Source organism: Roseomonas chloroacetimidivorans (assembly GCF_049629625.1).
Taxonomy (GTDB): domain Bacteria; phylum Pseudomonadota; class Alphaproteobacteria; order Acetobacterales; family Acetobacteraceae; genus Roseomonas; species Roseomonas chloroacetimidivorans.
On the sequence record NZ_JBNBZS010000016.1, the window covers coordinates 86,346 to 98,488 of the forward strand.

Annotated in this window: 10 protein-coding genes; 8 read left to right on the forward strand and 2 right to left on the reverse strand. The window is 65.0% G+C overall.

The window, feature by feature from the left end:
• Positions 1-22 precede the first annotated feature (22 nt).
• Both ACO1BU_RS14195 and ACO1BU_RS14200 read right to left on the reverse strand, forming a co-directional pair.
• Complete coding sequence (locus ACO1BU_RS14195; RefSeq protein ID WP_424136612.1) at positions 23-793, reverse strand: class I SAM-dependent methyltransferase; 771 nt, start codon at positions 791-793, stop codon at positions 23-25.
• Positions 790-2,076 (reverse strand): hypothetical protein, encoded by a 1,287-nt coding sequence (locus ACO1BU_RS14200; RefSeq protein WP_424136613.1) that lies wholly within the window; start codon positions 2,074-2,076, stop codon positions 790-792. The genes ACO1BU_RS14195 and ACO1BU_RS14200 overlap by 4 nt, the downstream gene beginning before the upstream one ends.
• A 720-nt stretch (positions 2,077-2,796) precedes the next feature.
• On the opposite strand from ACO1BU_RS14200, the gene ACO1BU_RS14205 reads away from it, so the two are divergent.
• From ACO1BU_RS14205 to ACO1BU_RS14240, 8 genes are all read left to right on the forward strand, one after another.
• Positions 2,797-4,098 carry a glycoside hydrolase family 1 protein gene (locus tag ACO1BU_RS14205; RefSeq protein WP_424136614.1) on the forward strand — a complete coding sequence of 434 codons (1,302 nt, stop codon included), beginning with the start codon at positions 2,797-2,799 and terminating at the stop codon, positions 4,096-4,098.
• Between the two features lie 355 nt (positions 4,099-4,453).
• Entirely contained in the window at positions 4,454-5,353 is a 900-nt protein-coding gene (locus ACO1BU_RS14210; RefSeq protein WP_424136615.1) for a helix-turn-helix domain-containing protein, read from the forward strand.
• Positions 5,354-5,472: 119 nt separating this feature from the next.
• A complete protein-coding gene (locus ACO1BU_RS14215) occupies positions 5,473-6,459 on the forward strand; it encodes a ring-cleaving dioxygenase (protein ID WP_424136616.1) in 987 nt (328 codons plus the stop codon).
• A 57-nt stretch (positions 6,460-6,516) separates the two neighbouring features.
• Positions 6,517-7,476, forward strand: a complete 960-nt coding sequence (locus ACO1BU_RS14220; RefSeq protein WP_424136617.1) for an alpha/beta fold hydrolase — start codon at positions 6,517-6,519, stop codon at positions 7,474-7,476.
• Positions 7,477-7,632: 156 nt separating this feature from the next.
• On the forward strand, positions 7,633-8,907 hold the full coding sequence (locus ACO1BU_RS14225) for an acyl-CoA dehydrogenase family protein (protein ID WP_424136618.1): 1,275 nt from the start codon (positions 7,633-7,635) through the stop codon (positions 8,905-8,907).
• 42 nt (positions 8,908-8,949) lie between these two features.
• A complete protein-coding gene (locus tag ACO1BU_RS14230; RefSeq protein WP_424136619.1) occupies positions 8,950-9,939 on the forward strand; it encodes a tripartite tricarboxylate transporter substrate-binding protein in 990 nt (329 codons plus the stop codon).
• Between the two features lie 5 nt (positions 9,940-9,944).
• The gene (locus tag ACO1BU_RS14235; RefSeq protein WP_424136620.1) at positions 9,945-11,084 is read left to right on the forward strand and encodes an alpha/beta hydrolase; all 1,140 of its coding nucleotides are present in this window, start codon (positions 9,945-9,947) and stop codon (positions 11,082-11,084) included.
• On the forward strand, positions 11,084-12,082 hold the full coding sequence (locus ACO1BU_RS14240) for a Bug family tripartite tricarboxylate transporter substrate binding protein (protein ID WP_424136621.1): 999 nt from the start codon (positions 11,084-11,086) through the stop codon (positions 12,080-12,082). Before ACO1BU_RS14235 ends, ACO1BU_RS14240 begins: the two co-directional genes overlap by 1 nt.
• Positions 12,083-12,143 lie beyond the last annotated feature (61 nt).

Sequence of the window (12,143 nt, forward strand, 5' to 3'; positions counted from 1 at the left end):
GCTATTTGCTGCTGCTTCACCACTAGCACCCCCGGGCTGTCGCGCTGCCCGGGCCGGGAGGCAAGCGTGTAAAAAGGGCATCGAATCTGTAATGGGCCGCGAAGAAGGGCGTTGGCATGGTGGAAAGCGAGACGGACCATCCTGCCTGCTCAGCCAGGTACGTGATGTCTGACCTGCTCCGCCAGATGCCGATGCGGGATGAGGGATCCGCCATCTCAGCGGCGGACGGCATCTGCTCGCCGTAGAAGCTGCAAGCCCTGTCCCGATCAGGAAGGTTCCCGACGAAGAGGCGAGAGATCCTGGGGAAGCGGCGGTAAACTCCGTCGAGCAAGCACCAGGCCTCGTCGTCGCTGAGGTAAGCAAAGGACCCGTAGCAGAGCGCCTTGGTGAAATGGTCAGGGTCGGATTCTGACAAGACATGATCCGCGGCCCCAGACACCCGGAAGTTGATGCCGTTCCGGGCGTCTGCAAACCTTTCCTTCGCTATACCGATGAGGTAGGGTGAAATGTCCGATCCGAGATAGCCGCCCACCCTGCTAAAGAGGTGACTTGCCAGCGCGCCATTGCCGCATGCAAAGTCAATGAGCACGTCGTGCCTTTCGAGGCTAAGTGCTTCGTCGATCTTGCTGACGATTGCCGCAATGTCAGAGGGCGAAACGGGCTTACCCCCGACAGTTCTGCGGACTTGGCCCCAAAGATTGTCCCGCGAGACGGATCTCGCCCAGCTGTCGTAGTTCAGGGTTGGGTAATCGGGCTTCCCTGACTCGGACGCGGTAAATGCGCTTTGGCTCATTGGGCAGCCTCAGGACTGAATTCAGCGAAAGCCTCATTTGCCCTTGCCGCATCGGCGAGCTCCGCGACAGAACGCATGAAGGCGAGTGGGCTGAAATGCTGCTCGACGAACTGGGTGCCCTGGTCGAGTGCACTCTGATCAAGAGATTTACACGCGAGCGCCTCCGCTATCTGGTCCGTTAGCCCCGGACTGTTCCACTCGAAGCCGCAGAAGGCAGGCAGGCGGGAGAGATTAGAGCGAGCATAGTCGTTGAGATCGGACGCGACCGCGCAACCCGCGGCGAACCCTCGCAAGACGCGCTCGTGAGCTCCTGTCGAAAAGTTGGGGGTTGAGTTCACCAACCACCGGGACCTCGCAAAGAGCACATCCAGCTTGGAGGCGTGGAATGCGGGCCGGAACACCGCTCGCGCGCCCTCGGTCTCCTGACACAGGTAGTCCCATCCGCCTCCATAGATTTCGACCGGCAATGGAAGCAGCGCACGGGCAACTCTCGTCGCACGGACCGCTCGAATGTACAGGTCAAGCTCGTTGAGCATACCGAACAGCATCGCTCGGCTCTCCTCAATGTGCAGGCCAACGGCCCGGAAGGTCGCCGTGGCAACGGTGACCAGGTCGCCCGTGGGTTGATCGGTCAGGATCCTTGCCGCCTCCCGCAGCGCCTTGTTCAGGCGCGCTGGCAGACGCTCCCATGCTGCCACCAACTTTTGTGGGTCGCTTCCCGTTTTGACGTAGGCCATGGCGACCGGGCGACGCTCCCAGGGTATGGATGCTCGGTCCGGATTGGGCAGCACGCCCATGGGCAGCAGGCTCGAGATTTGCGGCGAGCGAATGTATTTCTTCTGAAAGGTGAGCCAATCTTTGTAAACATATCCGTTTACAACCCAGCTCGAGGGCACTTGATGGTTCCGGGCCATCCAGAACGGCGGATCGGCCAGGACGGAGACGAACGGAACCTTGATGGATGCCCAGAAGTTCTGATTGCCGGATCCCAGGCGGGCTCCGACGCCGGCATAACCCCAGGCGAAAGCAATGCCTTCGATCACGAGCTCGGTGAGTCGCTGGCTGGTATCCGGGGCCCGAAGATCAAGCACGTGACCAACATATCCAAAGGGCCGGAGCACTTCCATGAAACGGGCACTTTGCACGGCGAGGATGTCGTTCAGGTTGTCCCCGGTGAAAGCAACTACATTGTTCGGTATCGGCTTCATGGCTTGATCCCGCTTCGATATCGGCGCTCGCTTCTCTGAAGCTCCGCCTTTGGTGGCTTGGCCCGCATCGATCATTCTGGAGCTAGCGCTCGCTCTGCCCGGAGGCGGCGTATTTCGAGGCCCCGAGGCCCCAACTCGGACCTATGTCGGCCACGTGGCGTGCGGGAATAAGAATCCTGACGACGGCGCGTACAGGATGATTCGTGTTGCGCCCTGAGCTTGTGGTGGCCTGCGGGCACGGTGTGGACCATGGCCGCGATGATCACTTCGCGCTCCGCGTCCGACGGAATACGCTGTGTCCCCTGCACGACCACGGAGAGCCAGGAGAGGACTGTCGGGTCGCTCCCCATGCAGTGCGGGGAAGTGCTATTTTGGTCTAGCGAGATCAGGGCCCAGGTCAGCAGATCACGGTTGCGACCTGGCGAGGGCTGCGCGACTAGCGGCTCCGAGCGAGGACGTGAGCCGTTCAGGTCACGGCCTTCGCCATGCTCTTGATCGCCGGCAGGGCCCGAAGCGCGGGCGCTCCGGTCGGGTGTTCTCCGCATCACGCGACTCCTTTTTGGGTTCGCGAGAAGCACAGTACCGGGGAAGGTCTTAACAGAAGTTGGATGCCGAGAAGGGATCTGTCAGAGGCTTGGGCAGCAGCGTCGTCTCGCATTCTCGTCCGGCCACATCTACGGCTCGTTCCGGATCTCGAGTGCTGTTCCTGGGGTTTTGATTAAATCAGCCTCGCCCTGCAACGCGCGCGCCGCCTGAGCTTTCCATTCGGAAAGCAGAGGAGGACGCGACGGAACGATGTCCACGAACCGCCTGAGGCGCCAGCTCCTGGCCGGGGGGACTGCGGCGCTGGCTTCCGTGACCGGAGCTGTCGGTCAGTCGAAAGCCATCGCGCCTGCGGCGACCCAGCTTCCCCGCTCTCTTCCAGCGTTCCGCCCCACCCTATTCCAGAGCTTCTTCCTCGGCGGATTTGAGTGCTCTACCCATCGGCGTGCTGACGGGCGGCGTCTCGACCTCATCGCCGCCACCGGGCACGATCGGCTAGCTCGGTCTGACTATGGCCAACTTGCCTCGCATCGCATTCGAACAGTGCGGGACGGCCTGCGCTGGCATCTGATCGAGGCTGCCGCGGCCGGCGACTATGATTGGTCCTCTGCGCTTCCAATGCTGCGCGCAGCGGAGGCCGAGGGCATGCAGGTCCTGTGGGATCTCTGCCATTATGGCTGGCCGGATGGGCTGGACGTGTTCTCGGCCGCTTTCGTCGAACGCCTCGCCCGCTATGCCGCGGCATTCAGCCGTCTGCACCTGGAGGAGACCGGCCGCCCGCCAATGGTTTGCCCCATCAACGAGATCTCGTATCTCGCCTGGGCGGGAGGCGACATGGCGCTGATGAATCCCATGGTTCGCGGCCGCGGGGGCGAATTAAAGCGTCAGCTCGTACGCGCGGCCATCGCCTCCATCCAGTCCATCCGCGAGGCGGCGCCTGGAGCGCGGATCATGACCGCGGAACCGGTAATTCATATCGCGTCCCCCTCCGGCGCCGATCCTGGGCCCGCCAGGGCCCATCTCGAGGCCCAGTTCCAGGCCTGGGAAATGCTGACCGGAAAGCTGGCCCCGGAACTGGGGGGGAAACCCGATCTGCTCGACGTAGTGGGCGTGAACTATTACTGGAATAACCAGTGGCTCTGCGCCCGGCCACAGCTCGCGGGCGCGCAATGGCTGTGCGAGGGCCCTACCCTCTCCCCCTTCGACCCGCGCGCGCGCCCTCTGCGCCGGCTGCTGGCCGATGTCCATGCGCGCTATCGCCGCCCCATCTTCCTGGCCGAAACAAGTATCGAAGGCGAACTGCGCGCAGCCTGGCTGCGCCATGTTTGCATGGAGGTCTGGGAGGCGATGCGCGACGGGGTTCCACTAGAGGGGGTTTGTCTCTATCCCGTACTGAGCCATCCCGGCTGGGCCGACGACCGCTACTGCCCGAACGGTTTGCTGGAGATGGAGGTGCAGAACGGCCGACGGGTGGAGCACGCGCCGCTTGTAGCCGAGCTGCTCTACCAGCAGGACCGTCTACAGGACCTGCTGGCGCGGGCCGGTCAGCCATGATGCGGCAGCCATGCACCCCGCGCCGTGCCCCTGATCTCCGGGTGAGATGGCGTCTCAGTCGGATGACACCTGGGGCACGCCCGGGCGCCTGATCTGGCCCCTGCGGCGCGGAGCCGACGGTCCAGGACCGTACTCGCCGGGGAGGCCGTTCCCAGACCAGGCGGGCCAGGAGAACCGCCACTGCGCCTTTCTCGGCACTAGTCCTCGCGCGGGCACCGGATCTTGTTCCCGGCCCGCGGGAGCTCCTCCGCGTGGCTCCGTCCGGGCCGGGGGCATGGCGCGGGCCGCCGGATCAATGCGCTGGCGTTGTGTAATATATCACGCCATCATCGCGACAGCACGGCGGGCACAAACAATGATGGCAGCAACGCAGCCCTATGCCTCCAGCCTGGCGCATGGCATGCTTTCGCGCGCCGGGGTGACCGAACAGATATCTAGCCATACCCAGGGCTGGCGATCGCTGCACGCCTCAACGCAACGTGAGCAGCCCTATGAGCACGACTGCCCGAGCGTGCCGGATCATCTGCTCGTGCTGCATATGGACGGTCCTGTTCCGGTGGAGCGGGAGCTTCCTCAGGGGCGTGGCACCTCCCTCATTCCACAGGGGGGTACCCATATTATCCCTGGCGGAACGCAGTTCAGCGTCCGCCTGCGCGCCCCTCTACAAAGCCTGCACCTCTATCTCTCCGACGAGGTTCTGCGCGGCGTGGCAGGGGAATGCGGAGTTCGCAATCCTGCCGGTCTGGAGATCATCCCTCGGTTCGGGGATACGGACCCAGCGTTGACACGCCTTCTCCTCGCCGTCAGCGATGTGCTTGCGGATGAGCATCCGGCGAACAGCTGCTATGTTGACCATCTGGCGGCTGCCATCGCAGCGCGGCTGGTCCGGCATCACTCCAGCAGTCCGGCCGTCCCGGCTCCCGCACCGAAGGCCACGGCACGCGACATCGCGCCGGCAATTGGCTTCATGCGCGCTAACCTTCAGCGCCCCCTTACCTTGGCAGAGATCGCCTCGGTCACCTCCTGCGGCCCGGTTCAACTCACGCGGCGCTTCCGCCAGGTTCTGGGGAAGCCGCCGCATCAATATCTGATCCAACTGCGGATCGAGGCCGCCCGCAGGCTACTCGCCAGGTCCGACCTGCCCGTCGCGGAGATCGCGCTGGAATGCGGCTTCGCAAGCCAGGAGCACCTCACCCGCTTCTTCCGGCGGGTAACGGGGACCACGCCAGCCTCTTTCCGCCGGCAGTCCCGCTAGGACCCAGGAGGGGAGAACGAGCGTTTCGTGACGGAAAGATGCGCGGTTCATGCAGGCCGCGCGTGACACTTTTTGCCTAGCCTTCGCATCAAGGCCAGAAGGCCATGGCGGAGGAAACAATGGACAAGAACTATGTGACCGGGATTCACCATGTCACCTCATGCGTCGGCCGGGCGCAGGAGGACATCGACTTCTTCACCCGGATCATCGGACAGCGCATGGTGAAGCAGACCGTGCTGTTCGACGGAACCACGCCGATCTACCACCTGTATTACGGCAACCGGGACGCCGAGATCGGCACCATTATGACCACCTTCCCTTATCGGCAAGCGGGGATCCGGGGCCGGAAGGGCACAGGCCAGGTGGCTGTAACCGGCTATTCCGTGGCCGAGGACGCGTTGGATTTCTGGGCCCGGCGGCTCGAACGCCTGGGTGTCGTGAATGACGGCATACGGCAGCGTCTGGACCAGCCTGTGATCCGCTTCGAGCATCCCTCCGGCCTGGAGTTCGAGATGGTCGGCGATAACCGCGATAACCGCGCCGGCTGGACCACCGAGGAGATCGAGGAGAAGGACTCGGTTCGCGGCTTCAACGCCGTGACCATGTCCGTGCGGGACCGGGTGGAGCAGGAGCGTTTCCTCGTGGATGCGGTGGGCTTCCGCAAGACCGCCGAGGACGAGCGCTACCAGCGCTTCGAAATTGCGGAGGGCGGGCCGGGCCGCACCGTGATCGTCCGCCACGATCCCGACGTCCCACAGGGAAGCTGGACTTTCGGAGAGGGGACCGTGCATCACGTCGCCTTCGCCGTGCGGAACGATGCGGAGCAGATGGAGTTCCGCGAGCAGGTCGTGGGCATGGGCTATACCGACTGCTCGGAATCCAAGGATCGGAACTACTTCCACTCCGTCTATTGCCGCTCGCCCGGCGGAATTCTCTGCGAGTTCGCGACCTCCGATATCGGGTTCACCGCCGATGAACCGGCGGGGGAGTTGGGCCAGAAACTACTGCTGCCGCCCTGGTTCGAGAGCCGCCGGGCGGAGATCATCGCGCCGCTGGAGCCGATCACGGTCCCGCCTTCCTCCCTCAAGGCGAAGATGCCAGCCTGATCGGTGTCGGGGCGGCCCATCCGGACCGCCCCGGGCGACGAAGCAGGGAGGACGGAGATGGAACGCAGTTTCGCGAGCCGGCGCAATCTGATGGGGTTGGGAGCGGTGGGCATGGGTCTCGAACTCCTGCCCATACAGGCAGCCCAGGCGCAGCTTCCACCGGAGAAGGCTGATCGGGCAGCCTATTCGCCACACTTCGTCCGCTCGCCGGATGGCGTGCGGCTGGCGGCGTATGAATTCGGCAACCCTCAAGGCCCGGCTATCCTGTTCCTGCACGGTTTCGCCCAGGCAGCCCTCTCCTGGGATCGGCAGTTGCGCGATCCGGCGCTCGCCCGGGAGTTCCGCATGATCGCGATCGACCTGCGGGGCCACGGGATGAGCTCCAAGCCGGAGGGCGACGCCTTCTACAAGCCAGGCCAGGTCTGGGCCGATGACGTGAGGAGCGTGATCACGGAACTGGGGCTGCAACGTCCTGTACTCGTCGGCTGGTCGTATGCGGGGCGTGTCCTGGGTGACTACCTGACGGCCTATGGCGCGGGCGCGCTCGCCGGCATCAATTATGTGGATGCCAGCAGCGCTCTCGGCGATCCAGCCTTCCTCGGGCCTGATGTAGGGCTGCTCGGCCCGCAGGCCATGCTCGCCCCCGGCATTGACGGTTTCATCGAGGGCACGATCCGCTTCCTGCGCTCGTGCTTCGCGACCCAGCCCGAGCCGGCCGACTTCCAGACCATGCTGGCCTTCAACATGCTGGCGCCGCACTACGTGCGCGCTGGCCTGGCCGGCCGCCCGGCCGAATATGCAGCGGTGCTGAAGACACTCCAGCTGCCCGTGCTGGTCACACATGGCGAGAAGGATCGGATCCTCGACACGCGCATGGCACGCTTCACAGCGGCCACTGTGCCGGGCGCCCGGCTCTCGCTCTATCCCGACAGCGGTCATGCACCCTTCTGGGAGGAGCCGGCGCGCTTCAACCGGGAACTCGTCGAGTTTGTGCGCCACGCCCGCAGTCGTCCCTAGCGCGGCACGGCGCGCCGGGACTTAGGGATGGTTGCGGCGAGCCGACAGCGACGCTGCCCCGTATCAAAGCCAGGGACAGGGGGGGGGCGCACCGCGCCTCTCCAAGCACTGGGCCATGCCAGCACTGGTGAAATCAGAAGGTTCCAGGAGGATTTCATGTCCATTGCCGTCCCGGCCGCGCTGCGGCCCACCGCCGCCGAGATTCCCGTTCCAGAACCGCACCTTACCCCGCGGGAGCTGATCGCGCGCGCCACTGCCATGCGCAGCCGGCTGCGTGAGGCCCAGGCTGAAAATGATGAGCGCGGAGGGTATGGAGAGGACCTGTTCCGCGCCTTTGATGCGGCCGGCTTCTACCGCATCACCCAGCCTCGCAGGTTTGGCGGCTACGAGTTCGACATGCGTACCTTCTACAAGGCGATGGTGGAAATCTCCCGTGGCCACCCCGGCGTAGGCTGGTGTCTGACACTGGCCGCTTCGCATGCCTTCGTGCTGGCCTCACACTGGCCTGAACGTGGGCAGCGCGAGCTCTTCGCGCCGGATGGCCTCTTCGTCTGCCCGGCCCGTGCGGTTCCCTTCGGCACAGCCACCCCCGCCGAAGGCGGATTCCGCATCAGCGGCACCTGGAACTACTGCTCCGGTTCACCCTTCTCCACCCATTTCATGGGACATGCGCTGGTGAAGCGGGAAGGCCATCCGCCATCATCCCTGCTCTTCGTCGTACCGCGTACCGCCTACGAAATCCTACCGGACTGGGGAGGAGATCAGACCCTGGGAATGCAGGCCAGCGGCTCGAACAGTATCCGGGTCGATGACGCCTTCGTGCCCGAACATCATACCATTCCCAAGGATTTCATGTTCGCGCGGCCGGAGGACATGCTGGAGGGCACGCCGGGCACACGGCTCCATGGCAATCCGATGTATCTCGGTCGGCTGATGGGGCCCTTCCACGCATCGCTGGTTTCCACTGTCGTCGGCGCAGCCTGGGCCGCGATCGACGAGTTTGAGAACATCCTGCACACCACTCGTCCGGTCAGCGATCCGTCCATCCTGCGCGTTGACCATGCGGACTCGCAACGGCCTCTAGGTATGGCGCTGGGTATGGTCGATGCGGCTGAAGCGGCGCTGCTCGGCGTGGCCGACCGCTACATGGAACTCTGCGAGCGCTGGGCGGCTGACGGCACGCCGATCAGCGTTGAGGACAATCTGCGCATGCGCGGCATGGCACAACATGCCGGGCGGATGGCCTGCGACGTGGTGGAAATGCTGTTCCACGCGGCGAGCTCCTCCGCCACCAAAAGGGGCAATCGCCTACAGCGCTACTTCCGCGACGTGCAGATGTACCGATCGCACTCCTCCGCCCAATACCTGGACTTCGCGACGCTGATCGCGCGAGCGCATCTGGGGCGAGAGATAGGTTTCCGGGGGCTCTGAACCGGGCCCGTGGGGCCGGCAGGACGTAAGGGAGGAACGATAATGAGCATCGCCATGACCAGGCGCGGCACGCTAGGCTCCGGCGCGCTACTGGCCGGGAACATGGCCGCGGGCCGGGCGCGCGCAGCGCTCCCGGTGGATCGCGTCGCGCGCATGGTGACGGGCTGGTCTGCCGGCAGCGCTGCGGACATCATTGCCCGGCTTTACGCCGAACGCCTGCGCGGTACCTATGCGCAGCAGGTCATTGTCGACAACCGCCCGGGCGCCGCCGCGCGGCTGGCAGTCGAGGCCGTTAAGCTCGCCGCGCCAGATGGTGCCACCATGCTGATGACGCCCGAGAGCATGCTGACGATCTATCCGCACACTTATTCGCGCACGCTGCGCTATGACGGGCTACGCGACCTGATGCCGGTCAGCGGCCTGTGTGCCAGCGCTTTTGCCTTTGCGGTGTCCAGCCAGCATCCAGCCCGTGACGTGGAGGATTTCGCGGCTTGGGCCCGGACGCGCGGCGACATCCCGTATGCCAGCCCCGCCGCCGGATCGACCCCGCATTTCATTGCGGAGCAGCTGGGTCTCGCCCTCCGCATCAGCCTCGAACACGTCTCCTATAGCGGCGGCACCGCTGGGGCTTTGCCGGACCTGCAGGCTGGCCGCATCGCCGCGTATTGCGGCGTGCTCGGCAGCCTGACGGAGTTGCAGCGCTCGGGCTATGTCCGCATCCTTGCCGTCAGTTCAGCGCAGCGCGTCGCCGCCGTGCCGCAAGTGCCCACCTTCGCCGACCTGAACCTCGCCGCGCTTACGGCCGAGGAATGGTACGGCGTACTTCTTCCCGCCGGAACGTCGCCAGAGCTGGTCGGCGCGCTAAGCACCGCTATTCAGGCAGCAGCTGCTGTGCCGGATATGCGAGAGGCGCTGCTTCGCATTGATCAGCGTCCCCTCACCTGTTCGCCAGCGGAATTCGCAGAGCGCATCCGAAGCGAGCTCGACCGGTGGGGACCAATCGTTCGCCAGAGCAATTATCGGGCGGAGTGACGGGCATGGCGGAAGGTGGTGGCCCGCTGCGGATTGCTGAACAGGGCGGGTTCTGGGTCGGGGTGACGCGGACCTCCCTGCCCCACGGCACCGCTGCGGCCGGGCAGATGTATGTCCAGTATCAGCTTCCTGCGGAGCGCCGCCACGCGCTGCCCCTGGTGCTCGTGCATGGCGGAGGCGGCCAGGGAACGGACTACCTGACCACGCCCGATGGCAGGCCCGGCTGGGCGAGCTATTTCCTGCGCCGCGGCTTCGCAGTGTATGTGGTGGACCGCCCCTCCCTGGGGCGCTCGCCCTACCATGCCGACATATATGGCCCAGCCACGCCGCCTCCCACCTATGAGGCGCTGCTCAAGCTTTTCGTCGCTCCAGAACGGTACCCGGACTCCTATCCTCAGGCACGGCTGCACACACAATGGCCTGGCGGGACGGAACCAGGGGATCCGGTTCTCGACCAGTTCATGGCGCCGCTTGGCGCCTCCCTGGCCGAGCTCAGGCTGGTGCATGAGCACATGCGCCGTTGTGGCGCGGCGCTGCTGGACCGGATCGGGCCGGCCGTGCTGCTGACCCATTCGGCGGGCGGGCCTTTTGGCTGGCTCGCCGCAGACGCCCGGCCCGAATTTGTGAAGGCCATCGTAGCGATCGAGCCACTGGGTCCGCCCTTTGCCCGAACACTGACCGGCGGGCTTGACTGGGGACTGACCGCAGTGCCGCTGTCCTTCGACCCGCCGGCACCGGATCCTTCCGCCATGCAGCCGGAGCTACGCGCTGCACCGGGGGCAGACCTGAAGCTCTGCATGGTGCAGGCGGAGCCGGCGCGGCAGCTTCCGCGTCTAAGCGGCATTCCGATCGTCGTCGTCACCGCGGAGGCGTCCTGGAAGGCGCAGGAGGATCATGGTGTCGTCGATTTCCTGCGCCAGGCCGGCGTACCGGCAGACCATCTGCGGCTGGAGCAGGCTGGCATTCACGGCAACGGCCATATGGTCATGCTGGAGCGGAACAGCGACGAAATCGCAGCACTGCTGGCGGACTGGATCGAACGATGCGCAGGGATGCCTCAGGCCAGCCAAGACCGAGCGAATGAGGAAACCAAGAGCAAGCGCCCAGAACAACTGAGCCGCTCGACATCAGGGAGGAAAAGATAATGACAGATGTAGTGACACGTCGAATGCTGCTTGAGCTGGGCGGCGCCGCGGCCATAGGCGGCGCGGCGGCTCTTCCACGCCGCGCCTCGGCGGCCGAGGCGCTAAGCCGGCCAGCAAGGCTGGTCATGAACTTTTCAGCTGGCGGCGTCATGGACACGGTCGCGCGTCTGTATGCCGAGCGCCTGCGCGGCCTCTACGCCCCGCAGGTCATTGTGGAGAACCGCCCCGGCGCCGCCGCGCGCATCGGCATCGAGGTAGCCAAGGCCGCACCCTCGGATGGAACGACCTTCCTAATGACGCCCGAGACGATGATGGTGATCTATCCCTTCATCTATACACGGACGCTGCGCTACGATCCTCAGCGTGATTTCATTCCGGTTACGGGGCTGTCCTCCACCGGCTTCGTCTGGATGGTCGATGCCAATCACCCCGCGCGCGACTTCCGCGAGTTTATCCATTGGGCCAAGGGCCGGGACGAAGTACCCTATGCCAGCCCTGCGGCGGGATCCACGCCACACTTTCTCTCCGTGCAGATGGCCAAGACCTTGGGCCTAAACCTCGTGCATGTACCCTATCGCGAAATCGCCATGGCCTTCGCCGACCTCAATGGCGGGCGTATCTCCGCCTATATGGCCGTGCTTGGAACCGGGGCCGAGCAACACAGGGCCGGACGGATGCGGGCACTGGCCGTGACGATGCCGCAGCGTGTGCCGACGCTGCCGGACGTGCCCAGCTTCGGCGAACTTGGCCTACCGCAAATGACGGCCGAGGAATGGTACGGCATCTTTCTGCCGGCAGGCACGCCGCAGCCGATCGTGACCGCCTTGCATGGCGCAATCGGCCGGGTGGGGGCGATGCCGGAGATGCGCGCCGCGCTTCAGCGGCTGGAGCAATACCCCGTCAGCAGCACCCCGGCGGAGTTCGCGGAACGCCTTCGGACGGAGCGGAACCGGTGGGAGCCGGTGATCCGAGATTCAGGCTACGTTGTCGAGGAGTGACCGGAACTGGAGGAACGGAAAGACCTGCACCTCCGAGTGTCTCGGGCAACCTTGGATCGAG